The organism is Phocaeicola sp., assembly GCF_057861905.1.
The window spans coordinates 1-17577 of record NZ_DBMACV010000073.1; the positions used below are offsets into that span (position 1 = coordinate 1).

Here is a 17577-nt window from a genome sequence, read left to right on the forward strand (position 1 = left end):
GCGGCGTACTGCATGTTTCCAAAAAAGCCGTGTATCAATGTACAACGTACATTTGACACACAGCTTGCTTTGTTTTGAATTCGTCGAATTCACGTTAATATTAAGTTATAAGTTTTTGGATTATTATTATTTTGATGCAGACGAAATGAAAATAGTTCCCTGATGTATTTTATATTGCAAATGTGTGGTATTCTGCAATATCTTCAGTACATCTTCGATGGAGTCTTTCTTTTGTAGCATTCCTGAATAAGTCGTTGAAGGACTGATATCAGGCGAGAAGATAATCTTGACTCCATAGACTTTTTCCAATACTTCGGCAATGTCGAATACATCCGCATTCTTGAATGGAATCAGGTTGTTGTGCCATATCGCATCCAGTGCGGCATTGGTTTCCGACACTTTCATCTGTTTGGTTACGGTATTCAGTTCCACTTTCTGTCCTGGAGAAAGTGTGATGGCTCCCTCATTATTATTTCCGGCTACTTTCACCTCACCTTCTATCAGTGAAGTTTCTGCAATCCGGCAGTTACTGGTACTTTTAAAATTAAATTTCGTTCCCAGTACTTGTACGCTCATGGCTGCACTTTGCACGATAAAAGGTTTGTGCTTGTTTTTGGTTACTTCAAAATAGGCTTCTCCATCAAGTTGCAATTCACGTTCCTCCTTTGCAAAATGTTGAGGGTACTTCAGGGTTGAGTTTTCGTTCAGCCATACTTTACTGTTGTCTGGCAACGTTATTTCTTTTGTTTCTCCATTTTCAGTCGATGCGGTAATCCATTTCTCTTGAGAATCGGCAACGAAGTACCACAGTGAGAAACCGGATATAGCCAGTATAGATGTTATTATAGCTGCATATTTAACCCAGTGATTGATACGGGAAAAGAACCATTGGCGATTCTTTTCCGTTTCAATCCGTTCGTATAGTTTCTTTTCTGCTTTTCTGATAACCAAGTCATTGTCTTGCTCCGGCAGCGTGCCCAAATGGTATAATTCCTCCCATTTAAAGAACCATTCGGCATGTTCTTTCGATTCGTTCACCCACTGGATAATGAGCAAGCGTTCTTCTTCAGTACATTCGTTTTTAAAGAAACGTACTATTGTATGATAGTTTATTGTATTCATCTTTTCACCCTGTTTGTCAAATATACAACAATCGACTGAATAAAAACACTTACTGCATGTTGAAAAACGTTTAGACAATAACTATCCGGCTATTTGAACCATATATATCCCGGTTTGTTTCCCATTTCCAGTTCAAGTGTATCTCCTTCCATGATTTGCTGATGAGTAATATAACTCTTGTCGTATGGCTTTCCGTTGAGCTTCACCGACTGGATATAACAATTCTCACGGCTGGCATTCCGGGCAATGACGGTGAATGTCTTTCCGTTGTTCAGGTGTAACTGCATTTTGGGGAATGCCGGACTACCTATTTCGTACATGCCCGATACCGGATTGACCGGATAGAATCCCATGGCACTAAATACATACCATGCCGACATCTGTCCGCAATCCTCGTTGCCGCAGAGTCCTGCCGGAGTATTGGTATACAACTCGTGAGTAATCTGGCTGATGTATTTCTGTCCTTTCCATGGCTGTCCTGCCGCATTGTACAAGTACGCTACATGATGGCTTGGTTCGTTACCGTGTGCATATTGTCCGATCATGCCCGTGCTGAAAATAGGAAGTTCGTCCTTGTCGGTAGGATGGAACGTAAACATGCTGTCCAGTTTCTGGGCAAAGCGTTCTTTGCTTCCGGTCAGTTCAATCAGTCCGTTCACATCATGTTGTACCGACCAGAAATACTGCCATCCGTTGCTTTCGCAGATATGCGGCGTATATTCGTCAGCCTTGAAGTTCTCGATGAAGTTACCCTTCATGTCACGCGGCTGCATGAACGAAGTAGCCGGATTATACACATTCTTATAATTCTGAGAGCGCGCATAGAACTGTTTGGCAATGTCTTCCTTACCCATCTTCTTAGCCATTTCGGCTATGCAGTAGTCGTCGAAAGCATATTCCAGTGTTTTAGAAAGCGACCAGTTCTCGTTATTATACTGGTCGTGCAGGTCGTAAGGAATATATCCTTTTTCCTTGTATACTCCTATGCCACGATACTCGTCGATGTTGGCTGTTGCCACACAAGCAGCCAGTGCTTTCTCTGCATCGAAGTCGCCGATACCTTTCAGGTAAGCATCCACAATCACCGGTACAGCATGGTAACCGATCATCATGTCCGTTTCGCTTCCATAGAAATTCCATACCGGCAAGCGTCCGTTCTGCTCATAAAATGCCAGGAACGACTTGATCATATCGTTGGTACGTTCAGGCTGTGTGTAAGTAAACAGCGGGTGTGCTGCACGATACGTATCCCATAAAGAGAACGTACTGTAGTTCGTCCATCCGTCGGCATGATGCACCTGTTTGTCGGGGCCATAATAAGAACCGTCCACATCACTGTATATCGTAGGAGCCAGCATACTGTGATACAAAGCCGTGTAGAACACCGTCTTTTCATCCTTGTCGGGTGTATCTATCTGTATTTTGGCAAGCTCCTTGTTCCACATAGCCTTAGCCTTTTCCAGGTACGTGTCGAAGTTATTGTCGGGAGCTTCAGCCTGTAAGTTCTTGGCTGCCCCCTCCATGCTTACTCCCGAAATGGCAGTTGCCAGTGTAATCTGTTCATTCTCGTCTGTGGTATAATCGAAACGTGCGACAACCCCTGTTCCGATACGCTTTCCATCCTTTTCGATGGCAGTAGAATCGATTGTCATCCGGGTAAACGGACGTGAGAAACGGGTACAGAAATAAATCTTCTGTCCGCGAGCCCAGCCGTCGGAGAAACGATATCCCCGCACGGTTACCGAGTCGACCGCCTCGATATGAGAATCTTGCGTCGCATCCCAGTTCATGGCTTTGGCGAGGTTAAGAAAAATAGCCGATTCAGCTTTCGGGAATGTATAACGCTGGATGCCGCAACGTTCGGTAGCTGTCAGTTCCACATTAATATTGTAATCGTCCAGCTTTACCTGATAATATCCGGCGTAAGCACTTTCGTTGGCATGTGAAAATTTGGAATATATACCCAGCGGAGCTTCGGCTTCCTTGTATGGAAGCGTAACAGGCATGAACGAAACGTCGTAAAGATCGCCTGCGCCCGTACCCGAAAGGTGTGTATGACTGAAGCCGGCAATTGTGCTGTCCGGGTAAAAATAACCGGCAATGCGGTCCCATCCGGGCAATCCGTTGTCAGGGCTTAGCTGTACCATTCCAAAAGGAACCTGAGCACCCGGATAAGTATTTCCGGTAAAGTCTGTTCCGATAAACGGATTGACATACTGAGTGTAATCTTCCGTGATGCTTGAAGATTGGTTCGATGATGTACATGCGGCAAAAGCCAGAGCTGCGTAAAGTGGAATTGTCTTAAATCTCATAATACTAGTTTTGATTTGTAAATATAACAAGAAATATGAGAAAAACACTTATTTCGTTGCTTCATTTCTGTCAATTCGCTACATTTGCCTGCATATTAGCCTCGAAATACTGGATGAAAGGAAATTTTGAAGAAACATACAAAGCTTTGTTCCGTCGCTATTATACTGGACTCTTATTTTATGCGACACGTCTTGTGGGGGAAGATGATGCAGAAGATATAGTACAGGATGTCTTTGTTGAAATATGGAAGCGGCAGGATTCGGTGAAGTTGGGCGAACAGATTCAGTCCTTTCTTTACAGGTCTATCTATACTAAGGCAATCAATCTACTGAAACATAAGGCGGTAGCCGAAAACTACAGCGCTGCCGAGGTGGAATTCTATCAGAAAAGGATGGAGTATTATCAGCCCGACCATTCGGAAGTCATCAAACGGATAGAGAACCGCGAGCTGCGTTCGGAAATCAGACAGGCAATAGACGGACTGCCCGACAAGTGTAAAGAAGTATTTAAGCTCAGCTACCTGCACGACATGAAGAATAAGGACATAGCCGACGTAATGGGGATTTCCTTGCGTACGGTAGAAGCACACATGTATAAGGCACTGAAAATTTTACGCGAGAAGTTGAGTTATCTGCATATGATTCTTTTGTTCTGGTTGTAGGGAATGACGTATAATTCCTGTATTTCCCATGATGTATGGTATAAAAGAGCAGGTCTTATAAGAAACACCTCATGAGGATTTCTTATGTTTTTGTACAAAAAAAATAAATTTTTGTACAAAGGTTTCAATAATCTGTACAAAAGCTGTAAACTTCATGCAGACGTTTAAGACAACATACAATGAAGTTCTGTTGACATGGATTGCAACTCGCTTGAAAATCAGATGATAAAAGCATTGTACTCTTCACTGAACAAATGCGAGCCGTTTTCGTGTGTGAAATCGGTTCCGAGGAAATGATCGGATAACGTACAGAGAGCGTATTTGCAGTCACTCTGTCGGATGGCTATCGATACGCAATGGTTGTCATTCCCGTACGAAATCATCAGGATAGGTATGTCGTGCAGCAATTCGATGATACGGCTGCTTGCATCCGAATCTCCCCAGTTCAGTTTTCCAAGTATGCTAATAGTGGCAATGTTGTTTTCTGTGATTAATTCGGCAAATCCGGCCAGCTCACGGCGAAGCAGGCTCAGGGTTTCGTTATCTGTTTCTATCGCCATCGAAATGTTGGTGCTGGAGGATGTCATCAGATAAATGGATACCTTGTACTTCGCAAAGACAGAAAGTGTTTTCTCCAGAAAGCGGAAGGAAGAAACACTTCCCGATGAGTGCAGTCGGATGTAGGTGATGTGTTTTCGGGCTGTGATGGCTTTTACGGTATGCGTTTCTTCTTGTATCTCACTGACGAGGCGAATGATGCGGCCTTGTCCGTTTATCAGACGGATGTTAATCTGATATTGATGGGCAAGCGAGAGGCTGCGGGGCGATACCAGACGAACACCGGCATTGATGAGGCTCTCGGCTTCTTCGAAGGAGAACATGGTGCCGTTGTTTTCTTCCGGCTTTTTGTTGTCGTTCGGGATGTATATTTCTTTTGCCTGTGTCCGTTGTACGAGTTCTTGAGCACGGAAAGCGATAGCCAGATATACGGCATAAGCGCAACTGTCGCCTTTGGCGATATATTCTACTTCACCGTAAGCATTCTGGCATACAAGCGACTGGGTGACATAGACTGCGGCTTGTGCTGTTTGCGAGAAAGCTTGTGCCTGCTGGCAGATTGTTTCTAAATCAGGTTTTCCGTCGGCATCCAGGTGCATCAGTGTGGCAGCATCTGCTACAGTGGCATCGATGTGCTGGCTTTTTAAATAGGCGGCTATCAGTGCAGACGAAATGTATTCTCCCGAAATGAGTAATCTGCGTTCGTCGGACTGGCCGAACGTATTGTTTGCCAGTTGCCGGATATGTTGGAAGTTGGATGTGATCTGTGTTTGGGCAAACTCAAAGGCAGGACCATGATCGGGCAGGAATCCGGAAACAGTTTCCATGCAGCGTTTTTCCAGATGCAGGATGGCTTGTGAAGCCTTTTCCTCTTCGGCACGGAACAGATGGATGGAAATATCTTGCAGGCTGCGTTTAATCCAGTCGAAAGCAGGAACGATAACGAGGAGAGGAGCTTCCTTGCAGATGACATCGGCGAGTTGCAGGATGTCTTCGGGAGCTGTTACTGTTTCTAAATTGCAGACTTTCATTTCTTTTCTTTTACGTTAAGTGTTTGGTAATCTATGCCTTTTGTTTACCTTTTCTGTCTTTGTTTGTACAGTCGTTTTGTAACGAGGCGTAAAGATACATATTTTTATGAAATCATATTCCTTTCCTAAACTTTTGTGTGAAGGAGAATTAAAATAAAGGGAAACGGTTTGAAGAAGGCTTAAAAATGCCTTGCCGTAATGAGTTTATCCGATTTTTTAAGTCGTCTTTCGGTTTTTTCTCTATATTTGCAACCGTCTGAATGAAACTATATGCACGAAAACACATTACATAGCCAGAGAAAATCGATCCGTTTCCGCCGCTGGAGCCGGAAAAATTATGCTGCGTTCGGGAGTCTGCACCGGCATGTGACGATTGGAAGGGTATGTAAGGGAATTGCTGATTCATCGTTGGATAAGGCAAGACATATTGTGCCAGTAGCCGGTAACGGGCAGCGTGTATATGCCATGGACGGCATCAGGGAGCAGGATGCTTCGCAGCAGGATATAGGGATTCCTTTGGGATGTGTCATGCTGCTTCTGATGGGACAACCTGTGGTTGTTGAACCGACGGGTAGTGAGGTCGCTTGTATTAAAAAGATTCAGAATAATTGTCATTTATCGAAACGGAATGGCGAAAGGATTCGTGTGCTATCTTGGTTATAGATGCACTCGGGGTACTTTCGCCATTCCGCTTTTTTATGTATACAAAAAATAGATTATGATTGAAAAATTAGAAAAGAAAGTTGACGATGGTCTTGCACTGACGCAGGAAGAGGCGCTTTGGCTGGCGGAGAAAGCTCCTTTGGATGAATTGTGTGAAGCGGCTCATCGGATTACGATGAAATATGCTTCGCATAAGTTTGATATGTGTTCCATCATCAATGCCAAGTCGGGACGCTGTTCCGAGGACTGCAAGTGGTGTGCCCAGTCGGCACATTATGCAACGGGTGTTGAGGTATACGGACTGGTCTCGCAGGAAGAATGTCTGCGTCATGCAAAGGCGAACGAAGAACAGGGAGTTTCTCGCTTCTCGCTGGTGACGAGTGGACGGAAACCTTCCAATAAGGAAATAGAGGCTTTGTGCCAGCATTTTGCATACTTGAAAGAGCACTCGGACATACATCTTTGCGCTTCGCTGGGACTGGCTACCGAAGAACAGCTTGCGTTGCTGCATGAAGCAGGGGTAGTCCGTTATCATTGTAACCTGGAAACAGCTCCTTCTCATTTCGCCAATCTCTGTTCTACTCATACACAGGAAGAGAAACTGGCTACCATACAGGCTGCCCGTCGTACGGGAATGGATGTGTGTTGCGGTGGAATTATCGGAATGGGGGAAACCATGCAGCAGCGTGTGGAGTTTGCCTTTACCCTGAAATCGCTGGATATTCAGTCTATTCCGCTCAACTTGTTGCAGCCGATAAAAGGTACTCCGCTGGAAACAGAGCCTGCGCTCTCGGAAGAAGAGGTCTTGCGTACGGTAGCCATGTTCCGTTTTGTCAATCCTTCGGCTTATCTTCGCTTTGCGGGAGGACGTTCACAACTGAGTGACGAGGCGGTACGTAAGGCGATGTATATCGGAGTAAACTCGGCTATTGTGGGAGATTTGCTGACAACGCTGGGCTCGAAAGTAGCAGAAGATAAAAAACGAATAAAGGAGGTGGGCTATGAATTATGAACAATGTGTTGATAACTTCGACAGGGAGCATTTGTGGCATCCCTATACGTCGACCATTAACCCGTTGCCTACGTATAAGGTGAAACGGGCAAAAGGGTGTATCATTACGCTGGAAGATGGTACGGAGCTGGTAGACGGTATGTCGTCGTGGTGGTGTGCCGTACATGGATATAATCATCCGGTATTGAATCGGGCGATTGAAGAGCAGTTGAAAAACATGTCGCATGTGATGTTTGGAGGACTGACGCACGAGCCTGCCATCGCATTGGGAAAGTTGCTTCTGAAGATTGTTCCACCTTCCATGCAGAAGATTTTTTATGCCGACAGTGGTTCGGTGGCTGTGGAGGTCGCACTGAAGATGGCGGTGCAGTATCAGTTTGCTGCGGGAAAGCCTGAAAAGAACAATTTTGTGACGATCCGTTCCGGTTATCATGGAGATACGTGGAATGCGATGTCGGTGTGCGATCCGGTGACGGGCATGCATAGTTTGTTTGGTCCGGCACTTCCGGTACGTTATTTTGTGCCTGCGCCTCAGTGCCGTTTCGGTGCCGAATGGGATGAGAAGGATATTCTTCCACTGAAGGAAACAATCGAAAAGCATCATCAGACGCTTGCCGGACTGATACTTGAACCGATTGTTCAGGGAGCTGGTGGTATGCGTTTTTATCATCCGCAGTATCTGCGTGAGGCGGCTAAGTTGTGCCGCGAATATGGTTTGCTGCTTATCTTCGACGAGATTGCTACGGGTTTCGGACGTACCGGAAAACTGTTTGCCTGGGAACATGCTGGAGTAGAACCCGATATCATGTGTATCGGTAAGGCGCTGACCGGAGGGTATATGACTTTCTCGGCCGTGCTGACTTCCGATAAAGTGGCGGACTGTATTTCTTCGCACGAGCCGCATGCTTTTATGCACGGACCTACTTTTATGGGAAATCCGCTTGCCTGTGCGGTGGCTTGCGCTTCTGTCAATCTGCTCTTGTCCAGTGGATGGGAAGAGAAGGTGAAACGCATTGAGTCGCAACTGCGGGAGGAACTGCTTCCGGCTGCCGAACTGCCTCAGGTGGCAGACGTGCGTGTGCTGGGAGCTATCGGAGTCATCGAGATGAAGAATCCGGTGGATATGGCATGGATGCAGCGCCGGTTTGTGGAAGAAGGTATCTGGGTGCGTCCGTTCGGACGGCTGGTATATATCATGCCTCCGTTTATTATCAGCAAGGAGGAACTGACGAAGCTGACTTCCGGCTTGCTGAAGATTGTAAGAGAAATAACCTGTTAAATAAAAAAAGGAAAGGAATGGAAACGATGGTTTCATCGGATAATTTATATAGCCGGACGCTCGATGCGCTGGAGGAAGCGGGCAATCTGCGGACGCTGTCGCAGGCAGAACATCAAGGAAAATGGATTTGGAAGGAAGGCAAGCGCATGCTGAATCTTTCTTCGAATGACTATCTGGGACTGGCTGCCGACACTGCGCTGCGTGATGAGTTTATGCGGACGCTTTCGGAACGTGATTTTCTGTTCTCGTCGTCGTCGTCGCGCCTGCTGACCGGTAACTTTACCGTATACGATGAGTTGGAACAGATGCTTGCCGAGATGTTCGGAGCAAGTGGTGCGCTGGTCTTTTCGAGCGGTTATCACATGAATACGGGAATACTTCCCGCCGTGGCTGATGCGCATACACTGATTCTGGCAGACAAGCTGGTACATGCCAGTCTGATTGACGGAATCCGGCTGTCGGCTGCACGGTGCATCCGTTATCGTCATCAGGATTACGGGCAACTGGAGGCTTTGCTTGCCAAGAGTTATAAGGATTACGAACGGATTATTATCGTAACGGAGAGTGTTTTCAGTATGGATGGAGATGTGGCTCCTCTCGACCGGCTGGTGGACTTGAAAAAGCGTTATCCCGGTGTGATGCTGTATGTGGATGAGGCTCACGGTATCGGTGTACGTGGCAAAAACGGACTGGGTGTGGCCGAGGAACAGGGATGTCTGAAGGATATCGACTTCCTGTGTGGTACGTTTGGCAAGGCGTTGGCTTCGGTCGGAGCGTATGTGGTGTGCAGTGAGGTGATGCGCTCGTTTCTGGTTAACCGGATGCGGACATTTATCTTTACGACAGCACTTCCTCCGCTGAATGTGGCATGGACAAAGTTTATCCTGTCGCGCTTGGAAGGCTGGAATGACCGTCGGGAACGGCTGGCAAAGGCGGCTCTTCGGGTGCAGGAGGCTGTCCGGGCTTCAGGGCATGAGTGTCCTTCCTCAAGTCATATTGTTCCCTTTATTGTGGGAGAGAGCAGCAAGACTATCCTGAAAGCAGAAGACATGCAGCGGAAAGGATTTTATGTGTTGCCGGTTCGTCCGCCTACGGTTCCCGAAGGAACTTCCCGCTTGCGTATTTCGCTGACGGCAGCTATTACGGAAGAGGAAGTGGACAGCTTATGCCGTGAATTGTAAAGATTATGAACGTTTAAAAAACATCGGCGCAAATGTATGGAAACGTCGGCACGTTTTACTGAAAACGTCGGCGTGTTTTTCTAAAATGTCAGCACGTTTTAATACATGTGTGTCGAATGACTGAATATGAAGCAAGTATTTATAAAAAAAGAGGGTAATCCGCGCTTGCTGCTCTTCTTTGCAGGGTGGGGAAGTGACGAGAATTTATTTCACCGTCCGGTAGCAGAAGGGTACGACTATCTGCTTTGTTTTGATTACCGTACGCTGGACTTCGATTATTCTTTGTTGGATGGCTATCGTGAAATCAGGCTGCTTGCCTGGTCGATGGGGGTATGGGTAGCCGGGCAGATTCTTTCGGGACGTACCTGTCCTTGGAAGATGAAACTGGCTGTCAACGGTACATCTTTCCCGATAGATGATCAGCGGGGGATTGCGGAAGCGGTTTTTCACGGTACGCTGGAGATTTTTTCGGATGCTACGCTGGCACGTTTTCGCCGGAGGATATGTGGCGGTGCGGGACAGGTGAAGGAGTTTCTTTCGCATCAGCCGTACCGTACGACGGAGGAACTAAGAGCGGAACTGGCAGCTTTGGAGCATGAGGTCGGAAAGGCTCAGCCTGTGACTTTAGTATGGGACAAGGCTATCATCGGCTTGTGCGACAAGATTTTTATTCCAGCGAATCAGCGTGCCGCTTGGACAGGTACGGAAGTGATGGAGGTGGAAGCGGAACATTATGACACGGTGCTGTTCGACCGTCTGCTGGAAGGAAAGGGGGACGAATGGACAAGACATTGATTCGCCGCCGTTTTGCCAAGGCTGTGAGCAGCTATTCCATACGGGCGGATGTACAGCGGCAGATTGCTTACCACATGGTTGATGCGATAGGCAAGTATATCCCTTCGGGGGGACGGCGTAATGTGCTGGAGATTGGCTGCGGAACGGGTATGTTTACTCGTGCTTTTCTGCATCGTGCTACTCCCGAACATTTGTTGTTGAACGATTTGTGTCCCGAGGTGGAACCGTATCTCACTGACTTACTTGCTAATAAGAGGATCCGCTTTGCTGCATCCGATGCGGAGGCGTTGAATTTCCCGTCGGGGCAGAATCTGATTGTGTCGTGCTCTGCCATTCAGTGGTTCGATCAGCCGGAAAAGTTTCTGGCTGGCTGTCGCAGGCTTCTGACGGCTGATGGCTATCTGGCTTTCAGTACGTTTGGCCCTCAGAATGTAAAGGAGGTAGTATCGCTTACTTCGGATACACTTCCTTATCGTTCGCTGGCGGAACTGACAAAGGTTTTGTCGACTGAATACCAGATTGTGTATAGTCGGGAGGAAAAGCTGAAATTGTCGTTTGCTTCGCCGCTGGATGTACTGAAGCATCTGAAGGAAACGGGGGTGACGGGCATACGTCAGCAAAGCTGGACGAGGGGAGAACTAAACGATTTCTGCCGCCGTTATAAAGAGCTGTATACGGCTTCCGATGGAACTGTTCCGTTGACTTATCATCCTATTTATATGATTTGTAAAAAGTAAAATGTAATAATATGAAAGACAATGTTTTTTTTGTGAGCGGCATTGATACCAATGTCGGAAAGAGTTATGCTACTGGTTATCTGGCTAAGACATGGAACGAACAAGGCGTGCGTACGATTACGCAGAAATTTATTCAGACAGGAAATGTCGGTATGTCGGAGGATATTGAACTGCACCGCAAGATTATGGGAACTGGTTTGCTGCCAGAAGATGAGAGTGGACTGACTATGCCCGAAATATTTACTTATCCCTGCTCGCCTCATCTGGCAGCCGAAATAGATCATCGTCCGATTGATTTCGACAAGATAGAAAAGGCTACCCGCCAGTTGAGTGAAACCTATGATGCAGTTTTGCTGGAAGGAGCAGGCGGACTGATGGTTCCGCTTACTCGCGACTTGCTGACAATCGATTATGTGGCGCAGAAAAACTATCCGTTGATTTTTGTAACTTCGGGGAAACTGGGAAGCATCAACCATACTTTGCTGAGTCTGGAGGCTGTTACCCGTCGGGGTATTCGTCTGCACACCGTGGCTTATAATCTTTTCCCGGAAGAAGATGATGATATTATCCGTCGGGATACAGAAGCCTATATCCGTGACTTGCTGGCAAAGGAATATCCGGAAACTCATTTCGTGGTTATCCCGAAATTATAACTATAGGCACAAATACTTTAAATGGAGAAATCTCCTGCCTTGGTTCATGCTAATTACATGACTGAGGCAGGAGATTTTTATTTAGTAACTTACAGATACAAATAAGGCTGTTTCATCTTTTATATTGAAACAGCCCCTTTCATCTTTTTCCTGGGTGGACCTGGAGGGGATCGAACCCTCGTCCAAACAAGGAAGCCATATGCTTTCTACATGCTTATCTCTGCCTTCGGTTTTCGTGCATAAGCAAGACCAGAGCCACCCACTTATACCTTAGTCCCTAAAATTTCATTTCAACCTCGGAACCCGATTGAAACTATTCCCGAATTTGCTGTGCCGCTTGACCAAACGCTTCGGAACAAGAGCTTTTGAGCGACATCTCGTTTCCATCACTGTGACGGAAATAAAGCTAATCTACTATTCTTCGATTAAGCAGCGAGAGCATAATTTTCGTTGCCAGATAATTGTTCAGTAACTGAGATTATAGTGCAAATCACTGACGCACTGCATGCTTACATACCACATTTCTCGCTGTCAAATCCAGTCAAGCCCAAGCATGTGATAATTATTGTGCACAAAGATAGGAAATATTTGTGAATTCGCCAAAATATAATGGATTTTAGCTATTTTTGGTGACTTTAATGAATTAATTAAACGATAAAGAATATGAAATTAGTAGGTGTATGTATGGCTGCTATGATTTTGGCGGGAAGCAGTTGCACGGGAAATGCCAACCGTACGAAAACTGTAACCGGGAATACGGATTCGTTATATTTGCTGGTAGGTAGTTATGCTCGGGCTCAGGAGGAGGGCATTCGTGTATATGTATTTAACCAGGAAACAGGAAAAGGAACGTATCGGAGTGGTATATCTGGTATCTCAAATCCTTCTTTTCTTACTCCGTTGGCCGACGGTAGCCGGGTATATGCGGTAGGAGAGGATGAAGGGGTTTCTTCTACTGCCAATGCGTTGTCGTTCGATCGGGCGAAAGGAACGCTTTCACTGATCAACTCTCAACCGACTAATGGAGGTGCACCTTGTAATATTACGCTGAGCCCAAAGGAAGATTATGTATTGACAGCCAATTATATGGGTGGTAGTATAACGGTATTTCCTTTAGGTAATCGTGGGGAGCTACTGGCGGGTGATACCTTGACTTTTACGGGTAGTGGACCGGATAAGGAGCGACAGGCTCAGCCCCATCTCCATAGTGTGCTTTTTACACCGGACAATCGTTTGTTGCTGGCGAATGATTTGGGAACCGACTGTATTCATGTATTTCCCGTAAATAATAAGAAGAATGGGAACTTGTTGAATCGTACAGAATCTTATGACGTGCGATTGGCTCCGGGAGCCGGACCACGACATACGTGCTTTGCACCGGACGGAAAGCATGCTTACCTCATTACGGAACTTTCGGGTGATGTTATCGTGCTCTCGTACGATGAAATGAAGCTGGATACTATTCAGACTATCAAAGCTGATACACTTGCAGCCCGTGGTAGTGCGGATATTCATATTTCACCAGACGGTGACTTTGTCTATGCTTCTAATCGTTTGAAAGGAGATGGTATTGCCATTTTCTCAGTCAGTTCGGAAGATGGTACGCTGGAAAAGGTAGGTTATCAGCCTACAGGAGTTCATCCACGTAACTTTGTCATTACGCCAAATGGTAAATATTTACTCGTCGCTTGTCGAGATACGAATGAAATTCAGGTATTTGCACGTGATGCGGAAACTGGATTGCTGAAAGATACTGGTGAGAAAATTGAAATGTCGAAGCCGGTTTGTCTGAAGTTTGTTCCGATGGAGTGATAGTAATCCTCATCCGAAATTTGTTTTTACGGCATAAAAGAGGCTTGTCGTTCCTCCGAAACGGAGTTTGACAAGCCTCTTTTTTATCATATCAGATCTTACATCCCGTTACTTATTTACTTTTTGTCTGTCATCTGGTAAACCAGTGTACCACCTTTCATAATATCGGCATGTGAAATGAAGTTCTTGGTATACGGCTCACCGTTCAACGTAATACTCTTTACATACTTGTTGGCTTCAGAAAGTCCTTCTGCCTTGATGGTAAAGGTCTTTCCGTCTGTCAGGTGAAGTACGAATTCTGGCATCTGAGGAGCTCCAAACACATATTCACCGCTTACGGGATTGACCGGGTAGAATCCCATGGCAGAGAACATATACCATGCTGACATTTGTCCGCAGTCATCGTTACCACATAATCCGTTCGGTTTGGGGGAATATTGTGTGTCGAAGATTTCGCGAATCAGTTCTTGGGTACGTTCAGGGCGTCCGGCAAGGGCATACAGATAAGTTACATGATGGCTGGGTTCATTACCATGTGCATATTGTCCGATCAGTCCGGTCACATCGGCCTGAGTTGTTTCCAACTTCAATGTAAATACTGAATCCAACTTGTTGAGGAATGCTTCTTCTCCACCAAACAAAGCTATTAATCCCGGTACATCATGTTGTACATGCCAAGTATATTGCCATGCATTTCCTTCGGTATAGTCACCGCCTACGCTTTCAGAATGTCCTATCTGACTGGGGTTGAACGGAGTTTTCCAGGTTCCGTCTGATTTCTTGGGGCGCATGAACTTCGTACTTGGGTCGAACAGGTTTTTGTAGAAATCTGCCCGACGTGAGAAATATGCAGCATCTTCTGATTTTCCCATACGTTTGGCCATGTCGGCTGCTGCATAGTCGTCGTATACGCTTTCCAAAGTAGATGAAACAGATTCAGCCTCGGTCAGGTCGGTCGGGAAATACCCGTATTTCATATAGTTTTCCCAGTTTGATTTTAACGGATGCGATACGGTTTGAGTACGTTTAATTGCATTAAATGCACGTTCTGCATCAAATCCTCGGAATCCTTTGGCATAAGCTTCAGCAACGACAGAAACTCCATGGTTGGCTACCATGCAGAAGTTTTCCTTGCCCCACAGTCCCCAGATCGGGAGATATCCTTGTACTTCGGCCTGATCTACCAGCGAGTTGATAAATCCGTCTACACGTTCAGGAACCATCAGCGTATAAAACGGGTGAGCAGCACGATAAGTGTCCCATAAAGAGAAGGTAGAATAGAATTTACCCCCTGTAGCTTTTACTACAGAATCGGCTGCATTGCGATAACGTCCGTCAACGTCTGATATTTCGTTCGGCTGAATCAGCGCATGATAGAAGCTGGTGTAGAAGTTTGTTTTTTCTTCGTCTGTACCTTCCACTTCAATGCGACTCAGGTAACTGTTCCAGTCGGCTTTAGCCGCTGTTCGTACCCCTTCGAAATCCCATCCGGGAACTTCAGCAGCCATATTGGCCTTGGCTCCTTCTACTCCGGTGGTGGAGAGCGCTACTTTCATCAGCACTTCTTCTCCCGGCAGGAGATTGAAGCTTGCAACGATTCGTTTGCCTTTTTCGACTTCTGCCATAGGAAGCTCAAAATGATCGATGACCGGACGGCTGAACTGCATGACAAAATAGTAATCCTGATCAACCCATACTTTGTTGTTTACATGACCGGTAAGTGTGCTGTCGTTTTCCCAAGTAACTTCACAACTGTTAACTTGAGTATGGTATTGTTTTTCGTTCCATACCGGTCCATGCTGTAAATCGATTAATATGGAAGCAGAATCTGCTTTCTCATACGTATACCGATGCAGGGCTGTATGTGTTGTGGCAGTCAGTTCAGCCTTTACGTTTGCTTGATCGAGTGTAACGGTATAATAACCGGGAGTAGCGCTTTCAGTATTTTTTTGAAAACTGCTTCGGTAAGCATCCCAGGCCCGGTGACGCTGCCCCGTAAAAGGCATCACCAAAATATCACCCAGGTCCATACATCCGGTTCCGTTCAGGTGAGTCTGAGTGAATCCCCAAATGATAGAATCGGCGTACATGTATTCGGAGCAATATCTCCATCCTACAGCGCCTGTTACAGGACTGGTTTGTATCATTCCAAAAGGACGGCAGGCCCCCGGAAACGTATGTCCGTTGTCAGCAGCTCCAATGAAAGGATCAACATATTGTGTATAATCGGTTTGTAATGTTTCTTGCTTGGCTGTACTGCAACTGTAAAATGCGCTTCCCAGTGCCAGGGTATATAAGAATACAGAAAGTTTTTTCATGAATCAGGTTAATAAAAGAGTGTGGAAAACAAGTATATTACCATAGAGAATATACCAGAAGAATTAGTCTTCTGTAACCTCTATGGTAATATCGGGAATACTAATTATCGTTTGGAATAACGATATCTATTTTATACATAAGTTTCGAGGAACTTAACATGACCATTTGGAACTACTTCCAGTGTCTTGGTTGTAGCGGGGAACAAGACTGATTCTCCTGCCTGCATGTTGATGGTATTTCCTTCATTGTCGGTTACAGTGCAAGCACCTTCCATGCAGATATAAATAACGAATGAATCCAGTTCTGTATAATCCATGCTCATCTGTTCTGTCAAATCGTATACAGAAGTAGTAAAGTAAGGACAGGTTACCAGTTCTACCGGTTCATTCTGTTTAGGAGTATAATGAGTACGATAGTCTTCCGATACAGTATAGTCGATTGCATCTTTTGACAACTCAGTATGCAATTCACGAGTATTTCCGTTTTTATCTTTGCGGTTGAAGTCGTAGATGCGGTATGTAATGTTTGAAGTCTGCTGGATTTCTGCGATGAAACAGCCTGCTCCGATACTGTGAATACGTCCTGCCGGCAAGAAGAAAACATCACCCGGTTGTACTGCATAGTCGGAAAGTGCATCGCAGATTGTATTGTCGGCAATCATTGCAGCATACTGGTCGGGAGTGATTTGTTTGCTCAAACCAGAACGTAAGTGTGCTTTTCCTCCATCATTGCCTATTACATACCACATTTCAGTTTTTCCCATCGAATTGTGACGTTTCATAGCCAATTCATCATTCGGGTGAACCTGAATAGACAAGTCCTGCTGTGCATCAATAAATTTTATCAGCAAAGGGAATTTACCGTTGAAGCGTTTGTAGTTGGTTTCACCTACCAGAGCACCTTTGTATTCGCTTACCATTTGTGTAAGGTTCTTACCTGCATCAACTCCGTCGGCAACTATTGATTCATCACCCGGAACATCTGATATTTCCCAGCTTTCACCAACTTGTGCTTGCTGGCAATTTAAATGTTTGAACGGAATAATTTTTTCTCCTCCCCAAATAGTGGATTTTAAGATTGGTTTAAATTTTAAAGGGTACATAAGTGTTATAATTAGGTTTACAATTGTAGGCAAATGTAACAAAAACTCGTGATAGTTCAATGAATATTTTGCTTATTCTGGAGAAGCTCTTATGAGGCGCTTGGAGTTTTATATTTTTCTATGGTACTTTTGCAGTTGATTGGTTATGCAAGGATAAACTATCTTGAGAGAACTTTCGTATATTTCTTTTACATCTGTTCTGTCCAATTGCTTCAGGGACCTCGTTGGTCATTGTAATAAAAAAGAAGGTGTGTCAAAAAGCACACCTTCTTTTTTAGCACAAAGCCCCGACTTTCACAAGCTGGGGCTTTGTTATTACCTAAAGATTTTGTATCTTTA

Annotated in this window: 12 protein-coding genes, 1 other RNA gene and 1 pseudogene; 8 read left to right on the forward strand and 6 right to left on the reverse strand. The window is 45.5% G+C overall.

All coding sequences use genetic code 11. From position 1 onward, the window contains the following. Positions 1-126: 126 nt before the first annotated feature. Together ACZM60_RS12280 and ACZM60_RS12285 are read right to left on the reverse strand one after the other, a co-directional pair. Positions 127-1122 (reverse strand): FecR family protein, encoded by a 996-nt coding sequence (locus tag ACZM60_RS12280; protein ID WP_021971255.1) that lies wholly within the window; start codon positions 1120-1122, stop codon positions 127-129. 89 nt (positions 1123-1211) lie between these two features. After that, positions 1212-3434: a GH92 family glycosyl hydrolase gene (locus tag ACZM60_RS12285; RefSeq protein ID WP_418587200.1), complete on the reverse strand. Its 2223-nt coding sequence runs from the start codon at positions 3432-3434 to the stop codon at positions 1212-1214. Positions 3435-3547: 113 nt separating this feature from the next. Here ACZM60_RS12285 and ACZM60_RS12290 point away from each other — a divergent pair, with 113 nt between their 5' ends. Then, positions 3548-4096 carry an RNA polymerase sigma-70 factor gene (locus tag ACZM60_RS12290; RefSeq protein ID WP_489521646.1) on the forward strand — a complete coding sequence of 183 codons (549 nt, stop codon included), beginning with the start codon at positions 3548-3550 and terminating at the stop codon, positions 4094-4096. Positions 4097-4314: 218 nt separating this feature from the next. Here the strand turns inward: ACZM60_RS12290 and ACZM60_RS12295 are convergent, their stop codons facing one another. Next, positions 4315-5685 carry an ACT domain-containing protein gene (locus ACZM60_RS12295; RefSeq protein ID WP_489521641.1) on the reverse strand — a complete coding sequence of 457 codons (1371 nt, stop codon included), beginning with the start codon at positions 5683-5685 and terminating at the stop codon, positions 4315-4317. 270 nt (positions 5686-5955) lie between these two features. Here ACZM60_RS12295 and ACZM60_RS12300 point away from each other — a divergent pair, with 270 nt between their 5' ends. From ACZM60_RS12300 to bioD, 6 genes and pseudogenes are all read left to right on the forward strand, one after another. Beyond that, the gene (locus tag ACZM60_RS12300) at positions 5956-6348 is read left to right on the forward strand and encodes a hypothetical protein (protein WP_340319943.1); all 393 of its coding nucleotides are present in this window, start codon (positions 5956-5958) and stop codon (positions 6346-6348) included. A 55-nt stretch (positions 6349-6403) separates the two neighbouring features. After that, a pseudogene (gene bioA / locus ACZM60_RS12305) lies at positions 6404-8639 on the forward strand (adenosylmethionine--8-amino-7-oxononanoate transaminase). 17 nt (positions 8640-8656) lie between these two features. Further along, on the forward strand, positions 8657-9820 hold the full coding sequence (locus tag ACZM60_RS12310) for an 8-amino-7-oxononanoate synthase (protein ID WP_489521642.1): 1164 nt from the start codon (positions 8657-8659) through the stop codon (positions 9818-9820). Between the two features lie 126 nt (positions 9821-9946). After that, complete coding sequence (locus tag ACZM60_RS12315) at positions 9947-10615, forward strand: pimeloyl-ACP methyl esterase BioG family protein (RefSeq protein ID WP_489521643.1); 669 nt, start codon at positions 9947-9949, stop codon at positions 10613-10615. Then, positions 10600-11352 (forward strand): malonyl-ACP O-methyltransferase BioC, encoded by a 753-nt coding sequence (gene bioC / locus ACZM60_RS12320; protein ID WP_340319945.1) that lies wholly within the window; start codon positions 10600-10602, stop codon positions 11350-11352. Before ACZM60_RS12315 ends, bioC begins: the two co-directional genes overlap by 16 nt. Positions 11353-11363: 11 nt before the next feature. Then, positions 11364-12005: a dethiobiotin synthase gene (bioD, locus tag ACZM60_RS12325; protein ID WP_302571210.1), complete on the forward strand. Its 642-nt coding sequence runs from the start codon at positions 11364-11366 to the stop codon at positions 12003-12005. A 152-nt stretch (positions 12006-12157) separates the two neighbouring features. On the opposite strand, the gene ssrA is transcribed toward bioD, so the two are convergent. Further along, positions 12158-12554, reverse strand: a transfer-messenger RNA (tmRNA) gene (ssrA, locus tag ACZM60_RS12330). 114 nt (positions 12555-12668) lie between these two features. Between ssrA and ACZM60_RS12335 the strand changes: the two genes are divergently transcribed. Next, positions 12669-13817 (forward strand): lactonase family protein, encoded by a 1149-nt coding sequence (locus tag ACZM60_RS12335; protein ID WP_489521644.1) that lies wholly within the window; start codon positions 12669-12671, stop codon positions 13815-13817. A gap of 116 nt (positions 13818-13933) precedes the next feature. Here the strand turns inward: ACZM60_RS12335 and ACZM60_RS12340 are convergent, their stop codons facing one another. Together ACZM60_RS12340 and ACZM60_RS12345 are read right to left on the reverse strand one after the other, a co-directional pair. Next, positions 13934-16135, reverse strand: a complete 2202-nt coding sequence (locus ACZM60_RS12340; RefSeq protein WP_489521645.1) for a GH92 family glycosyl hydrolase — start codon at positions 16133-16135, stop codon at positions 13934-13936. A 131-nt stretch (positions 16136-16266) separates the two neighbouring features. Continuing rightward, entirely contained in the window at positions 16267-17238 is a 972-nt protein-coding gene (locus ACZM60_RS12345) for a type I phosphomannose isomerase catalytic subunit (RefSeq protein WP_340319948.1), read from the reverse strand. Positions 17239-17577: the final 339 nt, after the last annotated feature.